Source organism: Limibacillus sp. MBR-115 (genome assembly GCF_040549425.1).
Lineage (GTDB): Bacteria > Pseudomonadota > Alphaproteobacteria > Kiloniellales > CECT-8803 > Limibacillus > Limibacillus halophilus.
The window spans coordinates 372,790-396,822 of the sequence record NZ_JBEPTJ010000002.1; the positions used below are offsets into that span (position 1 = coordinate 372,790).

Genomic DNA, 24,033 nt, shown 5'->3' on the forward strand with positions numbered 1-24,033 from the left:
GGGGTGCGGTGCTGTTAAGGTGCCGTCCCCTAGTCTGAGGGACGTCGCGCATGAAGCAATGGGACGCCATCGTCGTTGGGGCCGGTCACAATGGTCTTACGGCTGCGGCTTATCTGGCGCGTGCCGGATTGTCGGTTCTAGTGCTCGAACGCCGGGATATTGTCGGCGGCGCAGCGGTTAGTGAGGAACGCCACGAAGGATTCCTCTATTCATCCTGCTCTTATGTTTGCAGCCTTCTACGGGCAGAGATCATGCGCGATCTTGAGCTTTCGCGTTTCGGCTTGCGTATCATTCCATATGAAAACTCAACAACGCTCGGCCGGGATGGCCGCTATGTTGGTTTCTATGCGGACCACGACCGCACGCGGCGCTCCCTGGCACGTCTTTCGCCGCGCGACGCGGAGGCTTACGAAACCTTTAACCGGGATATTTACCGACAGTGCCGCCTGATCCGCCCTTTGCTGCTGAAGACACCGCCCGACCCGACGTCCATGAAGCCGCGCGATCTCAGGGGATTGCTTGATCTAGGTAGGGCGTTTGGGCAACTGGGTGAAGATGGCATCTACCAAGCCATGCAATTCTGGACCATGAGTTGCGGCGATTTTTTGGACCGCTACTTCGAGTCCGATCTGCTGAAGGGGAGCTTGGCCGGGAACTCCATCATCGGTACAGCGCTCGGCCCTTATTCACCCGGCAGCGCCTATGTGTTGCTGCACCACGTGATGGGCGAGTTGGATGGCCATGTTGGGGCCTGGGGTTTTGCGGTCGGTGGAATGGGCGCCATCAGTCAGGCGCTCGCCGCCGCCGCCGGGAGTCACGGCGCGGAGATCCGGACAGGAGCGGAAGTCGATCAATTCTTGATCCGTGACGGCGAGGTTCAAGGCGTGGTCCTTGCCAATGGTGAGGAGATTCGCGCGCGCCGCGTCATCTCAAATCTCGACTTCAAGCGAACCTTCTTGAAGTTGGTGCCTGAAAAGGAGTTGGCGCCCGATTTCCTGGAGGGCGTTCGTAACTTCAAGATAAGGGGCTCCAGCGGCAAGCTGAACATAGCGCTCGACCGGCTGCCTGACTTTCCGGCGCTGCGGGACGAGCCGACCCTCAAGCGCGGTGGCATCATGATCAGCGAGTCCATGGAGTACATGGAACGCGGATACGACGACTGGAAGCGCGGCACCTGGTCGAAAAAGCCCTTCCTCGATATCGTTTTGCCTTCCACGCTCGATCCGACCATGGCGCCTCCCGATCAACATTATATGAGCGTCTTCGTGCAGTACGTTCCGGCCAAGCTTGCCGATGGCGACTGGACGCCGGAAAAGCGCGATGCTTTTGGCGAGACGGTGCTGTCCACGATCGAGGCCCATTGTCCCGGCATTCGGGAAAGCATTCTCGATTGTTGGGTGCGCACGCCCTGGGATCTGGAGAATGAGGTCGGCTTGACCGAAGGTAACATCTTTCAGGGCGAACTGACGCTTGACCAGTTGCTCTTTAACCGGCCGCTGCCGGGTTATGCGCAATACCGAGGGCCGCTGCGCGGTCTTTATATGTGCGGTTCCAGTACGCACCCGGGCGGCGGTGTCATGGGCGCGCCGGGCGCCAATGCCGCGAGGGAAGTCCTGGTCGATATCGGTCGGAGGGTCGTCTGATGGCGCAGTACGACGCAATAATCATCGGCGGCGGCATCAACGGGCTCGTGACCACGGGATTGCTTCAGAAGGCTGGCCTGTCAACGCTTTTGCTGGAGGCAGGCGGTGGTTTTGGCGGGTTAGCCGCACAGGTTGATGCGGAAGGACAACCGCAGGCGCCCAGCCTGGCGCAGAGCGGTATGATTTCGCCCTCGGTTTTCCGGAGTCTGAATCTAAGCAGCCAGGGCCTGAGCGTTCAGCCTGAACGGCTGGATCAGGAATTTCATCATCCAGGCTATGACAGCTTCAGGCTCTTTGCCGGGGACGCGGACCAGCAGCAGGCTGTCATGAGTCGGTTCAGCCCCAAGGACGCGGACAGGTTGCCGGTCTTCAGAGCGCGGCTTACGCGCTTGGCGTCGGCTCTGAAACCCTTTCTGGAGCGGACGCCGCCGCGCTTGGCCGAAATGGTGCTCGCGGATCGCCTCGAGCTTTTGTGCTTGGGGGTTTCCTTGAAGCGCCTTGGCCGGGCCGATCTTCGCGATTTTCTGCGGATCATAGCCATGAATGAGGCGGACTTGCTCGAAGAAGTCTTTGAATCAGAGGCCGCGCAAGGCCTGTTCGCCTTCGATGGCGTCTTGGGAAATCTCTTCGGCCCGCGTTCACCCAACACGGTCTTCACGCTCCTTTACCGTTGGGCGACGGCCTTTGATGGCGCAAGCGGTTCGCCTGTGCGGCCGCTGGGCGGCGCACACGCCTTGGTTAGTGCGCTGGTGCGCCAGGCGCGCAGCTTGGGAGCCGTTCTGAGGTCCGAAGCCGAAGTTGAGCGCGTGTTGCTTGTCGATGATCGTGCTGCCGCGGTTCGTCTGACAAGTGGCGAAGAAGTCGGCGCGCCGCTGATCCTATCGAGCCTGCACCCCGGCCGCTCCTGCCTTGATCTTTTGGGTGTGGAGCATCTGGACGCCGATTGGGTTCGCAATCTGCAGCACGCCCGCGGGCGTGGGGTCAATGCGGCGCTGACTCTTTCGCTTGCTGGCCTGCCCGAGACCGAGGGAAGCGCTGCCGGATGGCTGCGCCGTCGCTTTGTGTTCGCCGGCGGTATCCGAGCACTGGAGGCGGCTCACGACAGCGCAAAGTATGGCGAGCTACCTGATGATCCGCCTTTCGAAGCGAGCGTATCCACGGGCGAGAAGCCCGGGACGTTCCGCATGCAGGTGACGGCGCAGTACTGCCCGGAGAACCTCAAGGTATCCAGTTGGCAGCAAGAGGGAGAGAAACTTCAGAGATCGATCCTCCGGCGCCTGGGGGAGGCCTATCCAGGCTTCAATGCCTGTGTCGAGGGCGTCAGGATGCAGACCCCGTCGGATTTGGCTGCGTCCTACGGTTTACCCGGCGGTCACTGGCATCATCTCGAACTGGGGCTCGATCAGATCTATCTTCTGCGACCCCTGCCCGGTTGGGGTCAGTACAGCACGCCAGTCGAAGGGTTTTTTCTCTGCGGGGCCGGTTGCCATCCAGGCGGCGGATTGCAAGGCGCTGCTGGCGCCAATGCAGCCCATCGGGCGCTACTTCACCATAAGGCCCGCAACAAGACGCTACGCGCAAAAGGAGGTTGATGTGGAACCGCCAGTTCTCAAGCCGACACCCTTCCACGCGCGTATCGCGCCACTCAACCTCCTCAATGCCTGGGAACCTTGGCAAGGCTGGACGACGGCCAGCGTGCTCTATTCGGAGCAGGACGAGTACTTTGGTATCCGGACCGGCGCCTCGCTCTATGACGTATCACCGATGATCAAGTATCGGCTGACCGGACGTGAGGCGGCCCGGGTCGTTGATCGCATCATGACGCGTGACATATCCAAGCTGACGCCGGGTCGGGCGGCATACAGTCCTTGGTGCGATGGCAAGGGCCGGGTGATCGAGGAAGGTACGATTTTCCGCCTGGGAGAAAATGATTTCCGGATCAATTGCGCCGAACATCTGCTGACATGGTTCGAGGCGTCGGCTTGGGGTTTTGACTGTCAGGTGCGCGACGAAAGCGACGAGATCGCTGGATTGGCCCTGCAAGGGCCTCTTTCGCGCGCGCTCTTGCAAGACCTGGGTTTGGAAGGCGCTGCAAATCTTCCTTACCTCGGATTAGAGCGCTTCGACTTTGGCAGCCATGGAATCTTGGTCAGCCGGACCGGGTTTACCGGAGATTTGGGATATGAACTCTGGGTGGCGCCGGAAGATGCCCTCGCCCTTTGGGATCGCATAATGGAGATGAGGCACCGCCGCTACATTCGGGTTATAGGTGCAAGGGCCTTGAATACGGCCCGCATCGAAGCTGGCCATATTCAGGTTCGTGCGGAGTACGTACCCGCACATCTTGCTGTACGTGAGTCGCAGATGCGCAGCCCCTATGGGCTGGGTTTGGGTTGGGCGGTGCACCTGGACAAACCGCATTTCAACGGCCGTCGTGCGCTGATCAAGGAACGGGCAAAGGGCGGGCCACCCAAACGCTTGGTTGGGATCGATATCCAGGGCCGCAAACCCGCAGACGGCGCTTACTTGTATGATGGGAAAAGAGAAGTCGGTCAGGTTACATCCGCCACCTGGTCGCCGGTTCTCAAACGCAACATCGCGTTGGCAACGGTCGATGCCGCTTTTGCAACCCCGGGCACGATGTTGAGCGCTGAGATTTACTACGTGAAAGAGATTACACAGGCGAAGGTGGAAGCATCGGTAAGGGTCGTGGATCACAGATTCTATCAGCCGGATCACCGACGGCTTTGATTGGGCGTGTTTGGAGGTCGTCTTTGCAACGTAAGTCTTAAGTCAGGAACACCATGACCCGCGACCCTCGTTACGATGTGCTTTTTGAGCCGGTTCGGATCGGGCCCTTGACGGCGCGCAATCGCTTCTACCAAGTGCCACACTGTTCAGGTATGGGCAGAGCTTGGCCTCAAGCATTGGCGGCTATACGGGCCATGAAGGCCGCGGGCGGCTGGGCCGTGGTGAATACCGAATACTGCTCCATCCATCCCTCATCGGACGACACGCCCTACCCTTACGCCAGTCTTTGGGATGCGGGCGATGTGCGGGCCAATGCGCGGATGACCGAGGCTGTTCATGATCAAGGAGCGCTGGCCGGCGTAGAGCTGTGGCATGGCGGAAACTATGTGGCGAATCTCGCTAGCCGCGAGCCGCCTATCGATATCATGAGTCTGCCTTCCCGTACCGATCCGGTGCAGAGCCGGGTTCTTTACAAGGAGGATATACGCGCTCTGCGGCGCTGGCACAGCGACGCCGCCAAACGCGCCGTCGAGGCTGGATTCGATCTTGTTTACGTCTATGCGACCCACGCCTACTTGCTTGATCACTTTCTTTCGCCGGTGAGCAATCAAAGAACGGATGAGTACGGCGGCTCCCTGGAGAACCGCGTGCGCATCCTCCGTGAACTGCTCATTGAAACTCGTGAGGCCATCGGCCCGGACCGTGCCTTGGCGGTGCGCTTTACGGCGGCGAATCTGGGAGGAAAAGGCGCCCCGACCGAAGAGCTGCGCGAGATGCTGTCGATCCTTGGACCACTAGCGGATATCTGGGATCTGGTGGTGGACGACTACACGCTGGAGATGGGTAGCTCCCGGTTCGTCGAGGAAGGTGCGCAAGAATCATACTTGGCGGGCCTGCGTCAGCTGCTCGGCAAGCCTGTGGTCGGCGTGGGTCGCTTCACCTCACCGGACACCATGGTCGGCATGGTAAAACGCGGCGTCCTGGATTTCATCGGCGCGGCGCGCCCCTCGATCGCCGACCCTTTCTTGCCGCGCAAGATCGAGGAGGGTCGGTCAGAGGAGATTCGCGAGTGTATTGGCTGCAACATCTGTTATGCCTCGAACTCGCGCGGCAACCCCATCCGGTGCACGCAGAATCCGACGATGGGTGAAGAGTGGCGAAGTGGCTGGCACCCCGAACAGATTGAACCCGCCGGCTCTAAGGATTCCGTACTGGTCGTCGGGGCGGGGCCCGCCGGGCTGGAGGCCGCCGTCGCCTTGGCGCGTCGCGGTTACGAGGTGACCTTGGCCGAAGCTTCCGACACCCTTGGCGGGCGGGTTACCCGTGAAAGCCGCTTGCCGGGCCTCGCGGCCTGGGGACGGGTACGCGATCATCGTTTGGAACTGATGAAGGGGCTGCCGAATCTGCAAGTCTATCCGGCGAGCCGCATGAGTGCGGCGGATGTGCTTGGATTTGGCGCGCCGGTGGTGGCACTCGCCACGGGGGCGGCGTGGCGACGTGACGGCATCGGCCGACTGCACCGTGCGCCGCAGCCTGGGTTCGACTCGGCGGCCGTTTTGACGCCGGACGATCTGATGTCACCTGAGGTCCCCGACCTGCCACCCGGTCCTGTCGTCATCTATGACGATGACCGCTATTACATGGCGGCGGTGTTGGCCGAGAAGCTCGCTCTTGGAGGGCGGGCGGTAACGCTTGTGACAACGGGTGGGACGGCTGCCGCCTGGGCCTATTTCACCGAGGAGCTGGATCGGACCAACGCGCGTTTGTTATCGCTAGGCGTGACCCTTCGCACCAGCAGCGCCGTTGTGTCCTTCGATGGCGCGGGTGCGGAGGTGTCTTGTCTCTTCTCCGATCGTCGAGAAGTATTGGCCGCTGTCGGGCTTGTGACGGTAACGGCACGCAGCCCGGAGGATTCACTCTACCGGCAGCTTATCCAGAACCCGGCGGCGTTGCGGGATTCGGGGATCAGGTTGCTGCAGCGGGTCGGTGATTGTCTGGCGCCGGCGCTGATCGCCCATGCGGTGCATGCGGGGCATAGGTTCGCCCGGGAACTCGATGCATCCAAACCCAGGGATGCCGCAAGACGTGAGCTAGCCGCCCCATGAAACGGGTGGAAATCGGATCAAAGGGAGAAAACCATGAGTGGTCAGCATGAGGAAGAGTACAGCGATAGCCTGATCGATTTCCTGGAGGTGGTTTGGGGCGAAGGTTACCTCTCTCCGGGCGGTGGCGAGGAGGTCTCGCGGATTCTGGAAGGCCTGTCTCTTGCTGGTCGGCGTGTGCTGGATATCGGATGCGGTTCGGGAGGAATCGCGATGGAGTTGGTAACTCGCTATGCGGCGGGGGCTGTCGTCGGGATCGATGTGGAAGCCGGCGTTCTCAAACGCGCAGAGACACGCATTGCCGCCGCTGGCCTTGCCGACCGCATCACATTGCGCAAGGTGGCGCCTGGGCCGCTCCCATTCAAAGAGACGGCTTTCGATATCGTTTTCAGCAAAGACTCGATGATCCATATACCAGACAAGGAGGCCCTTTTTGCCGACGTCTTCCGGGTCCTCAAGCCCGGCGGTTGGTTTGTTGCCAGCGACTGGCTCATCAGTCACGACGGCGAACCATCGGACGACATGAAAGCCTACGTAGCACTGGAGGGCTTGAGTTTTGGCATGGCCTCTCCGCAGCGCTATGCCAAAGCGCTCGAAAGCGCTGGGTTTGTCGAGGTTGCGCTCAGCAATCGGAATGCCTGGTACCGATCGGTGGCGGAGCGCGAGCTATCCGCCATCGCCGGGGAGCTTTACGGACCGGCCTGCGAAGCGGCGGGCCGGGAAACGGTCGATCACAACATTCGAACCTGGGAAGCGATGCTGAAAGTCCTGCGCAGCGGCGAACATTGCCCGCATCACCTGCGCGCTAGGAAACCTGCCTAGCCAGTGACGGAGAACCAGCCATTCAGTCCTGATAGTGCTCGCGGTCCAGCTTCACAAGTTCGCCGGGGGCCGGGGGCTCCGGCAATCGGGAACCAGGAACGGCTTCATGTATCAAGTCATGGAAATGCCGAACCGAGGTTTCGTATTCCGACAGGGGGCCGAGTTCGTATCCGTGACTTCCCAAGCCTTGCTGCACGCGGTGACAAAGCTGAAAATCCTCAGCGGCGACCTGACCGTTTATTCGGCCATTCAGGTAACGAAGCGCGCGCATCTCCCGGCGGCTATCGGCGTGGCCGTAAACCAAGGTCCGGACTTTCGAACGCTTCGGGCCGAGCGGAAGGATCTGGAAGAAATCCACACAGTCCGGGTAGACGTCGATTCCGAGATTGGGCGGCATGGAAAAGAACATCCAACGTTTGGCGCGCTCGCCGGACAGGTGTGACAAGGCTTTGCCTGATAGCGCCTGATAGTGGCGTTCGCTCCAGTTGGATGAGGGTCGATCTTTCATCCGCGATATTGAATAAGCCACACCGTGGGCGTTCGCTTCGCCCAATAGGTCATTGTCCAGCATACGGTGATATCCGGGGTGGCCAATTGGAATGTGGTAGTTTTCAAGATTGTTGTCGATTGCGACCTTCCAGTTGACCTCCCAAATATCTTCCCAGCTTTCCTCCAGCCGTTCCATGCTGGGAATGTCGTAGGGTGCCAGCAGTTTGGCGAAGTCACCCCATATGTCGGCGACGCTGGGCCCACCTTCGGGATCATCGGCGGTGGCGACACGCACGAAGATGAAGCCGTGCAGTACCTCAAGGTCGACCTGACGCAAGCCGTGATCTTCTTTCACAAGCCCAGGGAAGCTGGCTTCGGACGGCACTGCCGCGAGGCGGCCGTCGAGGCGATAGTTCCAGCCATGATAAGGGCAGATGATCCTCTTCTTGCAGCGGCCTTCTCCCTCCAGCAGTTTGGAGGCGCGGTGCCGGCAAACGTTCTGGAACGCACGCAAGGCGCCGGTCTCATCGCGTACGATCAGAATGCTGTCGCGCATTAGCTGCAGGGTGAAATAGCTGCCGGGGGCGGCCACGTCGGAAACGTGACAGGCAATCTGCCAGGATGGCAGGATCACGCGCTGGTACTCAAGCTCCAGCAGCTCGGCGTTGCCATAGGTCCAGGCAGGTAGCCCGGCCCTCAGCGGCGTATCGTTTTCCGCTTCCGGCTTAAGCTCCTCATCGTATGACATAGCGCCCTCAAACGTTTGTAAGGTTTATGATTAAATGAAGTTTATTGAACAAACGTATAGCGAAATTATGTGATTTTGTCAAGTGAAATGCCGACTTCCGTCTGTCGTCGAATGATACGACAGGAATAGACTGACGCTTGATTCGGGAATGGGAAGGATTGAATCGATGTTGCTCAAGGGAGGCTGCCTTTGCGGCGATCTGCGCTACAGCATTGAAACTGCGGGAGGGGTCGCGGATTACTGTCACTGTGTTTACTGCCGACGGGCAAGTGGTGCGCCAGTGGTTGCCTGGCTGCAGGTTCCGCCTGCGCAGTTCACACTGCTTTCGGGCAATGTACGGCACTTCACCGCAGCGCCAGGAAGTCACCGTCACTTCTGCGCAAGGTGCGGCGCGCAGGTCTATATGTCGGACGACGAGGGTCGGTCGATCGGCATCGCCATTGCCGGTTTGGATGATCCGGAGCAGGTGTCGCCCTCGGCCCACGGGTTTGCGGCGCGGAAACTGAAGTGGTTGACATTAGTGGACGACTTGCCGCGGTACCCTGGCCCACCGCCGCATGACGAATAGCCGAGAGACAGACCTGAAAATTTGGAACTCCGCTAAATCCGGGCGACCTCACAATCAAACAGGCCCTGGCCGGGATTGTATTGCGGGGCCAAATGCGACTCATCCGGACAGTGAAAAGCCAAACACAATGGTTCTATTTTACAACTACAAAAAACGTATTGATTAGAACCAAAATATATGCATAGTACTAACCGACGAGACAACGAGACGGCACACGGGGGACGATCAAGACGGAATTAAAAACTGAGAATGCCGTGCCAATTTCCGATGTTTGGGCAAAACAAAAAAGTCGCCGTAATCCATACATTGGTAGGTTGGGCCTTGGGGGGTCAGGTGGCATATCTCGTGAGAAGATCGGTCAACGATCCTGATGTATGCTCGACGTTCAAGCCCTGGCTTCTCGGCCGGGGCTTTTTTTACGCTCTCGTCGCGATCAGCTTTCGGATCACCTGTTCAAGTTCCTTAAGGTATGTTGTGATTTTTTCTGCCGGTACCGCTGTGTATCCAAGAACCAATCCCTGCTTTCTACGTGCTTCCAGGTAGTGTTTGGAAACCGCGGTCACGGTAATTCCGGCGGAAGCGCAGGCTTTTTCGATGTCGCCATCGCTGACTTTGGCGGCAACCCCATTTGTCAGGTAACAGCAAATCTCGCTACCGGGCTGACTGGGTACCGGCTCGAGCAGGTCGTCGAGGTGCTGCCCCAACCCCTCAACCATCGCCGTATGTCGTTCGGCGAGATGAGTCCGCACGCGCCGGAGGTGTGCTGTGAAATGGCCTTGATCGAGGAAGCGCGAGAACGCCGGCTGAATCAGTGTCGATATCGAGTAGTCAGCCCCGGCGCGCGCGCGCTCGAAAGAGTCTACGAGATCCTCCGGTACAACGACGTAGCCCATTTTTATATCCGGCAGGCAGGTCCTCGAGAAACTCCCGATGCGCAGGACCCGGTCGTAGCCACCCCGACTCCTAGTATCCAGACGCAGCAGAGAATCGTCCGGTTGGTGGCCCGACCCGCGCACTTCAGGTATTCCGTCCTCGATGATCCAAGCGCCGGTCTCGGCGGCCCAGCCCAAAAGCTTGAGCTTCCGGCTCAATGAAAGATTGACGCCAAGCGGAAAGTGACTGGAAGGGTTTACCACCGCGAGGCGGGCATCTGGCGCCAACCCTATGCCGTGCTCGACCATCAAACCTTCATCGTCAACCGGCACCGGGACCATGACCATATCCGCGGCCAGCAGCGGCTCTCGCAGATGCCGTGGCCCAGGGTCCTCAACCCAGATGCTGTCGCCGGGATCTGCAAGCATACGGGCTATGAGATCGACGGCCTGAACGGACAGGCCGGTCATTATGATCTGCTGAGGCAAGCGTCGAATGCCTTGGGTCTTATGGAGGTGGTCTGCGATGGCCTCGCGAAGCGGCCAGTATCCGCTTGGGCTTGTACTCTCTAGGAGCGCACCGCCGAGTTCCTGCTGTGTGCTCATCACAAGACGTGCCCAGACATCGAAAGGGAAAAGGGAGCCATCCGCCAAACCCGGGATGAATGCAGGTTTGCGCGGGCCTTTGAACGGCGGCGTGAAGCGAGATAAACGCTGTCCTCGGTCGGAAAGGAAACGCTTGCGCTGCGAATGCTTCGGAGCTTGATCTCGCCGCATCTTCAACACGGACGTCGGCAAAACCTTGGACACATAGGTGCCAGACCCAACACGGCTTTCAATGAATCCGGCCTCTATGAGGAGTTGGAAAGCGCCAATCACCGTATTTCGTGAACATTGCAGATCGTCGGCGAGATTGCGGGTGGGCGGCAGCTTCGTTCCAGGTGCGAGATTGCCTTGTAAAATAAGGTCACGCAGACTGTTGCTAAGGATTTGGTAGTGCGGCAGTTCTTCGTCATGGCGAAGGGCATCGCGCAGGTCCTCAATCCAAATCCATGCTCCACTCATTCTATGCTTCTCATTCCTGCCGCGGTCATTCACTCAAGTAGGGCCGATCAATGGGCACCATTAAATTGGACCCACAACTTATAATACATAGAGTGAGGCCTTGTAACCAATTTTACAGGGTTGATTGAAGCCTTTGGTTGACGGCTCAATCGTGCAAGCAAGCGTCCAACCGGTCCCGCTCGACAATGGCCATCCGCTGTCGGTAGGTCGCGGCGCGATTGAGCACGTTCTTGCTGGGGTTGCTGGCCGACCAGTTGAGCGGCGACGGCAGGACCGCGGCGAGTTGGGCTGCCTGCTGGCGGCTCAGGTCGGCGGCGCTACGGGAAAAGTGATGGCGCGCCGCCGCCTCAGCGCCATAAATTCCCGGCCCCCATTCCGCGTTGTTCAGGTACAACTCTAGGATACGGGATTTGCTCCAGGCCGCTTCGACCAGGAGTGTGAAGTAAGCCTCAAGTCCCTTGCGCAACCAGCTTCGGCCGGGCCAAAGGTACAGGTTCTTGGCGGTCTGCATCGTAAGCGTGCTAGCACCCTTCAGGCGCCCGCCGGATTGATTGTTATCCCAGGCCCGTTCTATCGCCTGCCAATCGAATCCGCTGTGCAGACAAAATCGGCTGTCTTCTGCGCCGATCACGGCCCGCACCAGGTGTGGTGATATCTGGCTAAGCGCTACCCTGTCACGATGGGGCGGATGGCCCTCGACCCAGCGGATCACCATCAAGGGTGTGCCGGGCGGATCGACAATGCGATAGAGCCCTACCCAGAGCAGCGAGACGACGAAACAAAGAAGGGCGCCACGAAGCAGGAATCGTGCGGAGCGTTTGAAGAGTCGCTTCATGGTTCGGAGTTATCGCCTATAGCCGTCATTGGGCAAGCATAGGCAGGCGCGCGCGCTAAAGAAAGAACGCCGACCCGCGGTTCTCGCGGATCGGCGCTCAAAACAAAACCGTTGCCTCGTTACACCCTGAGATCAGGCTGCGAGCTTTTCGAGATTCTCCAGCAGATTCTCCGGTGAGGACTCGCCGTACGGATCGGTCTCACAGTTGTCGGAGAAGCCGGGCTCTTCGTACCAGGATTCGATCTTGCCGTCGTTAACAATGGCCGCATAACGCCAGGAGCGCATGCCGAAGCCCAAGTTGTCCTTGCAAACCAACATCCCCATCTTGCGGGTGAACTCGCCCGAGCCGTCGGGAATCAGCTTCACGTTCGTCAATCCCTGCTGCTTACCCCACGCGTTCATCACGAAGGCATCGTTGACAGAGATACAATAAATATCCTCAACCCCCTTCTCCTTGAAGGTCTCGGCCAGCTTTTCGAAGTTGGGAAGCTGGTAGGTCGAGCAGGTCGGCGTGAAGGCGCCAGGCAGCGAGAAAATCACGACGCGCTTGCCTTTGAAGTAATCGTCGCTGGTTACGTCCTGCCAGCGGTAGGGGTTCGGGCCTTCGATAGACTCGTCGCGGACACGGGTCTTGAAGGTTACCTGGGGAACGGTGCGGCCAATCATGTGCGTCTTCTCCTTGCTATATCAGACAGTCGATGCAGTGCAGCATGCGAATTAGAATAATTATGAAGTAATGGTTTCAAGATTGAATTTCAACAGAAAATGATTTCAAATTTTGGAGAATCGCAGCAGGAAAGTTGCGCTGCGTCAAAGAATCGTTGTTAGGGGACTGGAACGCCAGGGTTCCCGGCTATCCGGCGAGCCCAGCAAAATCGACGAGAGGACGCCGGGTTTCAATACTGCTTGCCAGAACGTCTTCAAGCGCCAGGGCGATTTCCAGCAGGCGTTGGTCACCATGTCGCTTCCCAACCAACTGCAATCCGAAGGGAAGGCCTTGGGAGTCATGGCCGCAGGGCAGGGATATCACCGGGTGAGCGGTCATGGTTATACCGAAGGCCAATCCAAGCCATGACACGTAGTTCTGCAAGGCCTGACCATCGATCTCTGTCGGCGCGTTCTGGGTCTTGTCGAAGGGCTGAACGGCGGCGACAGGGGTAATCAACAGGTCACAATCGTCCATGAAGCGAATGAAGCGCCGGTAGTGATCGCTATGCGCCGCTTCCGCCCGTGCAATCTGCTCGGCGTCAAAGGTCAGCCCCAGTTCGACATTCGAAGTCACATTCGGCCCCACCTTGGCGGCATGGTTCCGAACGCGATCCAGGTGAGCGGCAATGAATCGAACGGCACGCAATACCTGAAATGTCTCGTCGGCTCCCTGCATGGGAGGGTCGCGCTCCTCCAGGCTCGCGAAACACCCCTCCAATGCCGCGATCCTGGTTCCGAACAAGGCTCGGACATTGTTGGAGACCGGGGCAAAACCGAGATCCGCGCTGAATCGAACCTTAAGCCCGCGCAGGTTCGCAGGCTTCAGTTCTGCGATTCCGGCTCCACTGTCGGCAGGGCGGCTGAAGGGATCGAGATGGTTGTTGCCGGCAATCGCTTGGAGGAAAAGGTGCAAATCCCGGACGTTGCGCGCCATCGGCCCCTCGACCGCCAAGGGTGAAAATGCAAGCACGCTATCTGTGGTCGGAACCAAACCCGGCGTCGGCCGCATGCCGACCACGCCGCAAAATGCGGCAGGCGTGCGCAGGGAACCAGCCAGGTCTGATCCGCTCGCCAAGGGCACCATCGATGCAGCGAGAGCCACGGCCGAGCCGCCCGAAGAGCCGCCGCAAGTCAAGGAGGTGTTGAAGGGATTGCCGGTCGCACCGAACACGCGATTCCAGGTGTTTGCACCTGCGCCAAACTCCGGAGTATTGGTTTTTATCGCGATAATCCCACCGTTCGCACGGATGCTTGTGACGAGCGTATCGTCGCGGACCGGAATATGGTCAGCGAACAGCTCGGAACCCCAAGTCGTGCGCAGGCCTTTGGTTTCGTTCAGGTCCTTTATGCCAATCGGGAGGCCGTGGAGAGGGCCCAGAGGATCGCCGCGCACCACCTTTGCTTCCGCCTCCTTGGCAGCCTTGCGGCCAGCGTCCTCGTCGAGCGTAACAACGGCGTTGAGTGCGGTGTTGGTGGTCTTGATCCTTGCTACGCAGGCGTTCCATAAATCGACAGGTGAGATCGCCTTCTTGGCAATGCTCGTTTGCAGCTCAAGGGCGGTGAGGTCGCAAAGGTCCGACATGATTTGGCGTAGGCTCCAGCCAGAGTTTTATTCCCAACCATAGATAACTCCGAGGGTTTGCCGCAAGCGATGCCCTTGTCACCGACCCCCAAAAGGCGCGAGACTCTTACCGGTAGAAGAAAGGACAGGCAGATGAGTCGGGCATTCGTGAAGGAAGACGATGGATCGCAGGGTGAGCAACTCCCCGATCTACCGCAAAGCCCTCATCCGAATTACGTGACGGCATCCGGGCTGCGCAAGCTGCAGGCTGCTCTTGATCAGGCGGCGGACGAACTGGCCGCATTGCGCGCTCGCAAAGATGAGATCGATAGCCAAATACTGCTGGCCACAACCGAGCGCCGCCTGCATTACCTCGAAGAGAGAATCAAACGTGCCATCAGAATCGATCATGCGGACCAAACGGATGATGAGATTGCTTTTGGTGCATTGGTGACCGTTGCCGACGACCAGGGCCAAGAGCATGCCTATCGCATCGTCGGCGAGGACGAAGCCGATCCGGAAGCCGGCCTTATTTCCTATGTGTCTCCTCTCGCCCAGGCGCTGTTAGGCGCTGGCGCCGGTGATCTTGTGATCTGGAAGAAGCCCAGCGGGGATGTTGAACTGGAGGTTCTGTCGTTCGTCTATCCTGCCGATTAGCGGGGTGTGGCGGCTATCCGCCTGCCATTTTGCCGAACAAGAAAACTTCACTGTCCGGCGGGATTGCCTGATACCAGGCGTCCCGGTAAAGCTGCCCGTCTATGGAAACCGCGACGCCGCGCTCCAAAACGGGCAGTAAGGCCGGATCGGCTTCTCCCAGGCGATCGAGCAACTGACGGATATTGGTGGCCTCAAGCGCGAATTCGCTGCGCCCGCCCGCGGCTGCTTTCAGACTTCCCTGCAGCACCACCTTGATCATCTCAACCGGTCCTTTTGCGTCGCTGGTCCAACCGCGCGCTTACCGCTCCTCCAAGGCTACCAGGATGCGAGGCGGCGACATTGGTAACTCCGTCAGACGCACGCCCGCTGCTGCGGAGACGGCATTCGCAACCGCAGCCAACGGCGGCACAATACTCGTTTCGCCGACCCCACGGACGCCGTAAGGATGGCCGGGGTTCGGCACTTCCACGATCACGGTATCTATCATGGGCAGGTCCGAGGCCACCGGGATGCGATAATCCAGGAACCCTGCGTTTTGAAGCACGCCGTCCTCGCCGTAGATGTAGCATTCGTTCAGAACCCAGCCGATACCCTGTACGGCGCCGCCCTGGAACTGGCCCTCCACGTAGGCGCGGTGAACGGCCTTTCCAGCATCCTGAACCACGGTGTAGCGTGTGATCTGGGTGCGTCCGGTTTCCGGATCGACCTCGGCGTCGACGATGTGCGTGGCGAAGCTGGGTCCTGCAGTCTCGATGTTAACCTCATGGTGCCCGGCGATTGGGCCGCCAGTGTTCCCGGCAACCCTGGCGATATCCGCCAGGGATAACGGCTCGAACTCACCCGCATTCGCGCCGGCGGGCTTGGCATAACCCTCTTCCCAGATGACGGCGTCGGCGGGAATGCCCCACATCTTTGCCGCCCTTTCACAGAGCACCTTGATGGCGTTGCGTGCTGCGGCAATGGTGGCAAGCCCGCTGGCGAAAGTCACGCGGCTGCCGTCCGTCACATCGTTGTAACCAAGCGACGAGGTGTCGGCGATGATCGTGCGAACACTCTCATAAGGAATACCCAATTCCTCGGCCGCCATAAGGCACATCGAGGCCCGTGACCCGCCGATGTCGGGCGTGCCGACCGACAGCGTCACCGTGCCGTCGATGTTGACGTTCAAGCTGGTGCAGGTCTGACCACCGAAGTTGAACCAAAAGCCGCTGGCCACGCCGCGGCCCTGGTTCGGTCCCAAAGGTGCGGAATAGTGCGGATGCGCTTTCGCGGCCTCCAGCGTTTCGATCAGACCGATTGGCCCAAAGACCGGCCCGTAAGAAGACCGGCTACCCTCCTTCACCGCGTTCTTCAAACGCAGCTCGATCGGGTCGATATTCAGTTTTTCGGCCAATTCGGCGATGACGCTTTCAACCGCGAAGGCTGACATTGGCGCGCCTGGCGCACGGTAGGCGGCCGCTTTTGGCCGATTGGTTACAACCTCAAAGCCAATGCAGCGAACATGCTCCAGTTCATAACAGGCAAAAGCTGTCATGGCCCCCATCTCCACCGGGGAGCCGGGGAAAGCGCCGCCCTGATACCGCAAAACCGCATCGGCGGCGGTAATGCGCCCATCCTTAGTGGCGCCAATCTTGATGTCGATACTGCTTGAAGCGGTGGGGCCGGAGGCCACAAAAACCTCCTCGCGGGGCATCACGATCTTCACGGGGCGGTTTGCCTTGCGCGATAGCGCCAAGGCCGTCGGTTCGATGAAAACCGTGGTCTTGCCGCCGAAGCCGCCGCCAATCTCAGAGGCAGTGACGCGCAGCTTGGAGACATCCATGCCCAGCAGTTGGGCACAGGTGTCGCGCACCATGAAATGACCCTGAGTGCAGCACCACAGTTCGCCCTGGCCGTCCGGTCCGGCGCTTGCCAGACAGGCGTGCGGTTCAATGTAGCCCTGGTGTGTTGCTTCGGTGCGGAAGCTGTGTTCGATGATCACATCGGCGGCGGCGAAGCCTTTTTCCACGTCCCCATGGCCGATCTCGATCCGCTTGACCACGTTGGAAGGTTTCGTCGGCTTCTTCGCCAGCCCCTCGGTGAAAATCTTTTCGTTCAAGACCGGCGCGTCCGGCTTCATAGCCTCGTCCACGTCGGTGACATGCGGCAGAACCTCGTAATCCACCACGATGAGCTTCGCCGCCTTACGCGCAATCGATGGACTGGTGGCTGCAACGGCAGCGACGGCATGGCCCTGATAGAGCGCTTTCTCGCCGGCCATGACATTTTCCAGGATATCGCCGATGTCGCCGTCCAGGCCGGTCGCAAAGTCGGCCCGGGTCACCACAGCCTTTACGCCCGGCAACGCCTCGGCCTTGCTGGTATCGATCGAGCGGATGCGGGCATGGGCATGGGGGCTGCGGACGATCCGGCCCCAAAGCATGCCGGAGGCCGTGGCATCGGCGCCGAATCGGGCGCGTCCTGTGACCTTGTCCAGGCCGTCGGGCCGCAGCGGGCTGGTGCCGACAGATTTGAATACGCGATTATTGTTGTCCAAGGGCATGGCTCAGGCTCCCCTCATCTCGGCGGCGGTGTCGAGAACCGCACGGATAATCTTGTCATAACCGGTGCAGCGGCAAAGGTTGCCGGCAAGCCAGTAACGGACCTCGGTCTCCGTGGGGTCCGGATTGCGTTCCAGCAATGACTTCGCCGCAACAAGGATGCCCGGCGTACAGATGCCGCATTGCAAGGCAGCATGCTCCAGGAATTTGCTCTGCAGCGGATGCAGGGTATCGCCGTCGGCGACACCCTCGATGGTGCCGATCTCGCGCCCGTTCACCTCCGCTCCCAAGACCAAGCACGAACAAACCAGACGTCCGTCCAGCGTCACGCTGCAGGCGCCGCAGTCGCCGGTGCCACAGCCTTCTTTGCTGCCGGTCAGGTTGAGGCGGTTGCGCAGAACATCGAGCAAGGTCTCGTCCGGCTCGCAGAGAAACTCCACCACGTCGCCATTGATTGTTGTAGAGACAGTCATCTGCTTCATTACTTTGCCCTCGCGCGTTCGTAAGCTATCAGTGCGGCGCGGCGCGTCAGAACGCCCGCGACTTTGATCCGGAATTCTTTGGTGCCGCGCTTGTCATCAATTGGCCTACAGGCTGCAGAGGCCGCTTTCGCAAGCTTTTCCAACGCGGCCGCTTCCAGGCTCGTGCCAATGATGGCCGCTGCGGCTTCCTCGACCAACAAGACCTGTGCGGCGACCGCGCCCAACGCAACACGCGCAGATGCGACCCGCCCGTCATCATCCAACGAAAGGCTGACGCCTGAACCCACAACGGCGATATCCATCTCCGTGCGTGGAATGAACCTCAAGTAGGCATCGCCTGAATGCGGGGGACGGCCAGGCAAGAACAGCGATGTCACAAACTCGCCCTTCTTCAGCGATGTCTTACCGGGCCCGGTGGGCACCTCTTCCACAGGAACATCGCGTTCACCCTCGGGCCCTGCGATCCGCGCAAGGGCGCCAGCGGCAATCAGCGCGGGAACGCTGTCGGCAGCTGGCGAGGCATTGCAAAGGTTGCCGGACATGGTGGCGCGCCCCTGAACCTGGGTCGAGCCGATCAGGCCTGCGGCCTCCACGACACCCGGCCAGAGCGCAATCAGGCCTGCGTGCTCATTCAACTCTGCGCCGCTGACCGCCGCACCGATCCGGTAGCCACCATTTTCCTCGCGAATGTCGTGCATTCCGTCGATGCGCTTCAGATCGACGATGAGGTCGGGTTCGAAGCGTCCTGACCGGAGTTGCACCAGAAGATCGGTACCCCCAGCCAATACACGGGCCATACCCGCTTCGGCCGCCAAGAGTTTGACGGCTCCCTCAATCGAACTTGGCGCTTCATATCGCATGTTAGAATCCCTCAAGGAACTGACCTAAAACGAACCCAAATAACCGCCTCGAACAACCCCCCGGGGCATCGGATCTTTTTCCACTCAGGTTAGGGGTGGTAGCCCTGGCGATGCAAGCCGCGCAACCGATTTGTCGCGCCTTTTTATGGGCATGGCAATGTCGCGCGCCGGAGGCTAGCAGGCGCGACCATTGTCGAGCAAGCGTTCAGCGATCTTCGTGCGTGGTCAGGAGGCAAGAACGCCTTTGCCGGCGAGCTCGGCGATCGCTCGATCGTCCAAGCCAAGCTCCTTCAGAACTTCGGCATTGTGCTGGCCGTACAGTGGCGCCGCTGAATCGACGGCACCCGGCGTGCGCGAGAATTTTACCGGCAACCCGAGGCTGCGGACGCTGCCTGCCGAGGGGTGGCGCAACTCCACCACCATGTCGCGCGCGATGGTCTGGGGATGTGTGTGCATTTCGCCAACCGATAGAACCGGACCGGCAGGAACGCCTGCTGAATTCAACCGCTCCATCCAGTAGTTGGTGGGGTGCTGGACGAACACCGATTCTAACTCCTCGACAAGCGTATTCAGGTTGGCCATGCGGCTGGCGTTGTCGAGAAAGCGTGGGTCGCTCGAGAGTGGCTCGGCGTCTATAGCTTTCAGAAGGCGCTCCCAATTCGCCTGGTTGGCGGCGCCTACGTTGATATAGCCGTCGGCCGTTCTAAGCGCCTGATAGGGCGCGTTGAGCGGATGTGCCGAACCCATTGGGCCAGGAGATTGACCGGTCGCAAAGCAAATCGCGGACTGCCAATAGGTATGGGTGATACCGGCCTCGAAAAGCGAGGTATCGACAATCTGGCCCTTGCCGCTACGTCCGCGTTCAGCAAGTGCCGCCAGCACGCCCATCGCGGCTAGGATTCCAGCGGTGATGTCACTGACCGGTGCGCCGACTTTGACCGGCGGCCGTCCTTGCCCCTCGCCGGTGATCGACATGAGGCCGCTCATGCCCTGGGCTATCAAGTCGAAACCGCCCTTGTCGGCGAAGGGACCGCTGCGGCCGAAGCCCGACAGCGAGCAATAGATGATCCCGGGATTTGTCGCGGCCAAAGTGTCATAACCCAGGCCCAGTTTCTCCATGGTCCCTTTTCGGTAGTTCTCAATGACGATGTCCGCGCCATCGATGAGGCGGCGTAAAAGTGTAACGCCCTCGGGCTGCTTGAGATCTACGGCGATCGCACGCTTGTTGCGATTCATCATCATGTAAGCCGCCGACTCACCGCCCTGTTTGGGCGGCACCATGCGTCGGGTATCGTCGCCGCCGGGAACCTTTTCGACCTTGATTACATCTGCGCCCATGTCGGCCAGCATCATGCCGCAAACCGGGCCAGCCATGATGTGTGCCATTTCGATCACGCGAAGGCCGCTCAGCGGCCCCTTGCGCGCTTGGTTCTTTGCCTTGCCAGACATAGATCAGCGTCCTTTGAAGTCCGGTTTTTCCTTGGCCAGGAACGCCCGATAGCCGATGCCGAAATCCTCGGTTCCGTAGCAGGCAAAACCCTCATCGAACTCAGCCTCGCTCAGCGGCGCCGCGCTTCGCAGGCGTTTGAGGAATTTCTTATGCCATCTTGCCACCAGCGGCGCGCCGTCCGCTATTCTTTCAGCGGTGGCATAGGCCTCGGATTCTACCGCATCATCGTCGACCACGCGGGTTACGATGCCCATATCTTGCGCTTCCTCGGCGCCGAAAATTCGGCCTTCCAGAAGAATCTCAAGCGCCCGCTTCTCGCCCACAAGGTCGCGCAGACTCTCGATTTCGGGATAGGCCATGACGAGACCCAATCGATTGATCGGCGCGCCGAAGCGGCTAGAGCGTCCGCAGATGCGCAAATCACAAAGTCCGGCAATCTCCATGCCGCCACCCACGCAGATACCCTCGATGAGCGCCAGTGTGGGTACCGGGCAGTCACGGAGGGCTTGGAGGGTCCTGTGCATGAGCTTACCATAAGCCTTTGCCTGCTCGGGATTGCTCCGATCCGTTTCGAACTCGCTGATGTCGTTGCCCGGAGAAAAGGCCTTGCCGCCTGCGCCGCGCAGGACAATACAGCGAAGTGATTCATCTGCGCCCAGTTCGATCAATAAATCGCCAAGACGTTGCCACAGGGGTTTGGTCAGGGCGTTGAGCTTGTGCGGGCGATTCAAAGTAACCGTCGCCACGTTGCCCTTTCGCTCAACCAAAATGGCATCGCTCATCGCTTATGTTTCCTTTCTCAGCGCCCGCTCAACGATAGAAGTACTCGACCAGCGCCATGGGTATCCAGGGTACGTAGGTCACGATCAGCAACACGAACAGCAAGATGCCGATAAAGTGCACATTGGCTTTGCTGACTTCCCAGACATTCGCCTTGGCGATGGAGCAGGCCGTGATTAGAACGCTGGCGACCGGCGGCGTCTGTTGGCCGATAGCCAGGTTCAGCGTAACGACCAAGCCAAAGTGCACGGGGTCGATACCCACGGCTTTGATCAGGGGCAAAACCACGGGCACGACCAGGATAATGGCGGCCGCCGAATGCAGGAACAAACCGATGATCAGGAAGAAGACGTTGAGCAACGCCAGGATCATGTACTTGTTCTCGGTGAAAGACAGAATGCCGTTGGCCAACTGCTGCGGCAGTTTCTGCTCGGTCAGATAAACGCCGACCAGGGCGGACGCCGCCACCAGCAGCATGACCACCGCAGTCTGCATCGCCCCCTCGACCATGGCTTCCTTCAGGAACCGCCAATCGACCTCCCGGTAGATCAGGCCGCCGATCAGGATGGCTGCCAGAACGGCAAAGCCGCCGCCTTCGGTCGCCGTGACGACACCGCCGAAAATCGACCCCAGGATAATGAGGGGCAGTAGCAAAGCCCAGGAGGCCTCTTTGAACGTCTCCCAGACACGGGACACCTGGAAGGTCTCTTCAACCGGCCAGTTATGACGTTTGGCGAGATAGTAGATCATGACCATCATACCAAGGCCGCCCAGCAGGCCGGGGACGATGCCGGCCACGAACAGCTGCACCACGGAACTATCCGCCATGACAGCATAAAGGATCATCGGGATTGACGGTGGAATGATGATGGCGAGGCTGGCCGATGAAGAGGTCAGTGCGGCCGAGAAAGCTTTGGGGTAACCGCGTTTGCGCATCGCCGGGATGAGGATCGAGCCGATGGCCGCGACATCCGCCACGGCAGATCCGGAGATCTCCGCAAAGAAGAGCGAAACCCCCACGTTGACCATCGCCAGGCCGCCGCGCACAAAGCCTAACAACGCCGAGGCAAAGGCGATAATCCGGCGCGATAGGCCGGTTGAGTTCATGATCGCGCCTGCCAGGATGAACATCGGAATGGCGAGCAGCGGAAAGTTTGTCGCGCCGTCGAACATCACCAGTGCGACGTTCGGCAGTATCCAAAGGCCTTGAGTCGTCACCATGGCCACCACGGCAACAACCCCAAGGGCGACGGCGATCGGTACGTTGATCAGGATGAGGGCAACGAGCCCCAGAAGCATGAGGAGGAGGGTCATAGGAAGTCCCCCGCTGGCTTGCAGGGCGTCACGTTAGGGGCGGTCGGATCGATCCTATCGCCGCCGTCCATCAAGTTTCGCAGATACGCCGGAAGGCTAACGAGCTCGGTCAGGATGAAAAGCGCTCCACCTATGGGAATGACCGATTGAGTGATTTGCTGCGAGACCCAGGTCAGGCTGATCAGGGACGAGCCCTGCAGGACTTGGACGACTTGCCAGCCGGTCCAGGTCATGATCAGGAAAAACCCGATAACGAAGACTTCGGCCAGCACAGCCGCGCTCATGCGAATGCGCGGCGGTAAGGAAAGCAGGAAGCCATCAAACCCGATGTGCGCGCGCTTCAAAGCTGCAAGGGCTGCCCCGTAGTACGTGAGCCATGCCAGCATGATCGAAGCCACTTCGTCATACCAGGACAGGGATGCGCCGAGCTTTCTGTAAACCACGGCGATAATGACCAGTGCGGTCAGGCCGACCATCAACAGAAGAGAGATGCCGACAAGCAGGCGTTCGAGCCAGCGTGAGAAGGACGACAGAGGCTTAGCCATGAATGTTTATGGACCCTTACTGGAGTGCCTGGGAAAGCGCAGAAATCGTCGACCCCCATGACAGTGGTCGTTGCGGTTGCCCTTGGAGCCCTGGCCGGAAGGGACAGACCGACCGGGGCTCCAAGGATTGCCGCCAGAGATCAAGCCGCGGTTCAGTTGGCCAGAGACAGGGCCTTATCGACCATCTCTTTGCCGCCGGGCACCTGAGTTGCGAACTCTTCATAAATCCCGGCGCTGGCTTTCACGAAGGCGTCCTTGTCCGCATCGTTGACCGCCATGCCACCGTCCTTGAGGACTTGCAGAAGCTCGACTTCCAGATTTGCCGCCGTCTCGTAGACGAAGGCTTGGGTTTCCTTAGCGGCTTCACTCAGCAGTGCCTGCACATTCTCAGGCAGGGACGAGAATTTGTTCATCCCCACGGTGATGTAAGCAGGTGTGTAGACGTGGCCGGTCAGGGACAGGTACTTCTGCACTTCCTGGAATTTCGCGCTGGTAATCTGTGCGAAGGGGTTTTCCTGTCCGTCGATGACCCCGGTCTGCAGCGCCACGAAAACCTCGGAGAAAGCCATCGGTGTTGGGTTTGCGCCGTAGGACTGGAACATCTTGACGCGCCATTCGCCCTTGGGCGTCCGCAGCTTGATACCCTTCAAGTCGTCGGGGACCGTTATCGGGCGAACATTGTTGGTGATGTGACGGAATCCGTTCTCCCAGATTGCCAAGACCTTGAAACCCTGCGCTTCGGCCGCAGGAGCGATCTGCGGCCAAAATACTTCGGCCTCGATCCGTTTCATGTGTTCGCGATCCTTTACCAGATAGGGCATCTCGAAAACGCCGAACTCTGGAGCCACAGACGACATCACGCTCGATGGCAGAGCGAAATCCACCGTGCCGAGCTTCAGTTTGCTCAGCAACTCGCTGTCCTTGCCGAGCTGACTCGATCCGTAGGTTGCAACGCTGTATCCCGTTCCCGCGAGCTTGGCGTTGGCAACCTCGGCGAAGTGGTTGGCCGAAGCTTCAAAGAGCGAGCCGGGCTCTCCTACATGACCGAAGGTGAGTTCGGTTTGCGCTTCGGCGGAGACTGTGGCGAAGGCGGCTGCAGCCGCAAACCCCATCGCTAGTGCCAGTTTTCGAATAGACATTGGTTCTTTCCTCCCGTTGAAATTGGCCGTTGCAATCGATCTTAGGCGTTTAGCGTCACGCTCTTTTGGGTCTCGTATAAACTCTTGGGTTCCCCTCGGGCC

Annotated in this window: 21 protein-coding genes; 7 read left to right on the top strand and 14 right to left on the bottom strand. The window is 59.6% G+C overall.

Features of this window, described 5'->3' with window-relative positions; translation table 11 throughout:
• Positions 1-50: 50 nt before the first annotated feature.
• Genes ABIE63_RS05365 through ABIE63_RS05385 form a run of 5 tightly spaced genes read left to right on the top strand, consistent with a single transcriptional unit; the run spans position 51 to position 7,318 of the window.
• The gene (locus ABIE63_RS05365) at positions 51-1,643 is read left to right on the top strand and encodes an NAD(P)/FAD-dependent oxidoreductase (RefSeq protein WP_354503437.1); all 1,593 of its coding nucleotides are present in this window, start codon (positions 51-53) and stop codon (positions 1,641-1,643) included.
• Complete coding sequence (locus ABIE63_RS05370; RefSeq protein ID WP_354503440.1) at positions 1,643-3,235, top strand: FAD-dependent oxidoreductase; 1,593 nt, start codon at positions 1,643-1,645, stop codon at positions 3,233-3,235. The genes ABIE63_RS05365 and ABIE63_RS05370 overlap by 1 nt, the downstream gene beginning before the upstream one ends.
• Before the next feature lies 1 nt (position 3,236).
• Entirely contained in the window at positions 3,237-4,394 is a 1,158-nt protein-coding gene (locus tag ABIE63_RS05375) for an aminomethyltransferase family protein (protein WP_354503442.1), read from the top strand.
• Between the two features lie 53 nt (positions 4,395-4,447).
• Complete coding sequence (locus ABIE63_RS05380) at positions 4,448-6,499, top strand: FAD-dependent oxidoreductase (protein ID WP_354503444.1); 2,052 nt, start codon at positions 4,448-4,450, stop codon at positions 6,497-6,499.
• 33 nt (positions 6,500-6,532) lie between these two features.
• Positions 6,533-7,318, top strand: a complete 786-nt coding sequence (locus ABIE63_RS05385) for a methyltransferase domain-containing protein (protein ID WP_354503446.1) — start codon at positions 6,533-6,535, stop codon at positions 7,316-7,318.
• A 22-nt stretch (positions 7,319-7,340) separates the two neighbouring features.
• Here the strand turns inward: ABIE63_RS05385 and ABIE63_RS05390 are convergent, their stop codons facing one another.
• A complete protein-coding gene (locus ABIE63_RS05390) occupies positions 7,341-8,555 on the bottom strand; it encodes an aromatic ring-hydroxylating dioxygenase subunit alpha (protein ID WP_354503448.1) in 1,215 nt (404 codons plus the stop codon).
• Positions 8,556-8,721: 166 nt separating this feature from the next.
• Here ABIE63_RS05390 and ABIE63_RS05395 point away from each other — a divergent pair, with 166 nt between their 5' ends.
• Positions 8,722-9,123: a GFA family protein gene (locus ABIE63_RS05395; RefSeq protein WP_354503450.1), complete on the top strand. Its 402-nt coding sequence runs from the start codon at positions 8,722-8,724 to the stop codon at positions 9,121-9,123.
• A 416-nt stretch (positions 9,124-9,539) separates the two neighbouring features.
• Here ABIE63_RS05395 and ABIE63_RS05400 read toward each other — a convergent pair whose 3' ends face one another.
• From ABIE63_RS05400 to ABIE63_RS05415, 4 genes are all read right to left on the bottom strand, one after another.
• Positions 9,540-11,060, bottom strand: a complete 1,521-nt coding sequence (locus tag ABIE63_RS05400) for a PLP-dependent aminotransferase family protein (RefSeq protein WP_354503452.1) — start codon at positions 11,058-11,060, stop codon at positions 9,540-9,542.
• Between the two features lie 145 nt (positions 11,061-11,205).
• Positions 11,206-11,895, bottom strand: a complete 690-nt coding sequence (gene mtgA / locus ABIE63_RS05405; protein ID WP_183414941.1) for a monofunctional biosynthetic peptidoglycan transglycosylase — start codon at positions 11,893-11,895, stop codon at positions 11,206-11,208.
• Between the two features lie 132 nt (positions 11,896-12,027).
• On the bottom strand, positions 12,028-12,561 hold the full coding sequence (locus ABIE63_RS05410; protein ID WP_354503454.1) for a peroxiredoxin: 534 nt from the start codon (positions 12,559-12,561) through the stop codon (positions 12,028-12,030).
• A gap of 187 nt (positions 12,562-12,748) precedes the next feature.
• The gene (locus ABIE63_RS05415; RefSeq protein ID WP_354503455.1) at positions 12,749-14,185 is read right to left on the bottom strand and encodes an amidase family protein; all 1,437 of its coding nucleotides are present in this window, start codon (positions 14,183-14,185) and stop codon (positions 12,749-12,751) included.
• Positions 14,186-14,317: 132 nt separating this feature from the next.
• Between ABIE63_RS05415 and ABIE63_RS05420 the strand changes: the two genes are divergently transcribed.
• Positions 14,318-14,821: a GreA/GreB family elongation factor gene (locus tag ABIE63_RS05420; protein WP_183414944.1), complete on the top strand. Its 504-nt coding sequence runs from the start codon at positions 14,318-14,320 to the stop codon at positions 14,819-14,821.
• A gap of 13 nt (positions 14,822-14,834) precedes the next feature.
• Here ABIE63_RS05420 and ABIE63_RS05425 read toward each other — a convergent pair whose 3' ends face one another.
• The 9 genes from ABIE63_RS05425 to ABIE63_RS05465 all read right to left on the bottom strand — a co-directional run bounded on the left by ABIE63_RS05425 (position 14,835) and on the right by ABIE63_RS05465 (position 23,931).
• Positions 14,835-15,080 (bottom strand): MoaD/ThiS family protein, encoded by a 246-nt coding sequence (locus ABIE63_RS05425; RefSeq protein WP_183414945.1) that lies wholly within the window; start codon positions 15,078-15,080, stop codon positions 14,835-14,837.
• A 39-nt stretch (positions 15,081-15,119) separates the two neighbouring features.
• Positions 15,120-17,363, bottom strand: coding sequence for a xanthine dehydrogenase family protein molybdopterin-binding subunit (locus ABIE63_RS05430; protein ID WP_354503458.1), 2,244 nt, complete (start codon positions 17,361-17,363; stop codon positions 15,120-15,122).
• A 3-nt stretch (positions 17,364-17,366) separates the two neighbouring features.
• Positions 17,367-17,843 carry a (2Fe-2S)-binding protein gene (locus tag ABIE63_RS05435; protein ID WP_183414947.1) on the bottom strand — a complete coding sequence of 159 codons (477 nt, stop codon included), beginning with the start codon at positions 17,841-17,843 and terminating at the stop codon, positions 17,367-17,369.
• The gene (locus ABIE63_RS05440) at positions 17,843-18,703 is read right to left on the bottom strand and encodes a xanthine dehydrogenase family protein subunit M (protein ID WP_354503460.1); all 861 of its coding nucleotides are present in this window, start codon (positions 18,701-18,703) and stop codon (positions 17,843-17,845) included. Before ABIE63_RS05440 ends, ABIE63_RS05435 begins: the two co-directional genes overlap by 1 nt.
• Positions 18,704-18,928: 225 nt before the next feature.
• Complete coding sequence (locus ABIE63_RS05445; protein WP_354503462.1) at positions 18,929-20,152, bottom strand: CaiB/BaiF CoA-transferase family protein; 1,224 nt, start codon at positions 20,150-20,152, stop codon at positions 18,929-18,931.
• 3 nt (positions 20,153-20,155) lie between these two features.
• A complete protein-coding gene (locus ABIE63_RS05450; RefSeq protein WP_354503463.1) occupies positions 20,156-20,935 on the bottom strand; it encodes an enoyl-CoA hydratase-related protein in 780 nt (259 codons plus the stop codon).
• 28 nt (positions 20,936-20,963) lie between these two features.
• The gene (locus tag ABIE63_RS05455; RefSeq protein ID WP_183414951.1) at positions 20,964-22,247 is read right to left on the bottom strand and encodes a TRAP transporter large permease; all 1,284 of its coding nucleotides are present in this window, start codon (positions 22,245-22,247) and stop codon (positions 20,964-20,966) included.
• Positions 22,244-22,792, bottom strand: a complete 549-nt coding sequence (locus tag ABIE63_RS05460; protein WP_183414952.1) for a TRAP transporter small permease — start codon at positions 22,790-22,792, stop codon at positions 22,244-22,246. Before ABIE63_RS05460 ends, ABIE63_RS05455 begins: the two co-directional genes overlap by 4 nt.
• A 152-nt stretch (positions 22,793-22,944) precedes the next feature.
• Entirely contained in the window at positions 22,945-23,931 is a 987-nt protein-coding gene (locus ABIE63_RS05465) for a TRAP transporter substrate-binding protein (RefSeq protein WP_322091203.1), read from the bottom strand.
• Between the last annotated feature and the right edge of the window lie 102 nt (positions 23,932-24,033).